The organism is Pseudomonas sp. 05T35 (assembly GCF_056396605.1).
On the sequence record NZ_JBFTLU010000973.1, the window covers coordinates 1 to 452 of the forward strand.

The window sequence follows — 452 nt, forward strand, 5'->3', positions numbered from 1 at the left end:
AGCGTGGTCGCGTGGTCGGCAACCAGTTGCAGTTCAATCCGGGAAGCGATTTTGATCACCTGGCGCAAGGCGCCACGGCCAGTGTCACGCTCAGCTACACCATGAGCGACGAGCACGGCGCAATCTCGACCAGCAGCGTARACGTGACCATCACCGGTACCAACGACGCGCCGGTGGCGGTGGCCGATACGGCCGCCGGTACGGAAAACCAGACCCTGACGATCGACGTGCTGGCCAATGACACCGACGTCGAYGACGGCCATGCATTCTCCTTGGTCAGCGCCAGTGCGCCGGCAAACCAGGGCAGTGCCAGCGTGGTCGGCAACCAGTTGCAGTTCAATCCGGGAAGCGATTTTGATCACCTGGCGCAAGGCGCCACGGCCAGTGTCACGCTCAGCTACACCATGAGCGACGAGCACGGCGCAATCTCGACCAGCAGCGTAGACGTGACC

1 protein-coding gene is annotated in these 452 nt (G+C 62.9%); it reads left to right on the top strand.

The window, feature by feature from the left end; translation table 11 throughout:
- The coding region (locus AC1DH9_RS30975; RefSeq protein WP_477809566.1) for an Ig-like domain-containing protein at positions 1-452 on the top strand (452 nt) is incomplete at both ends.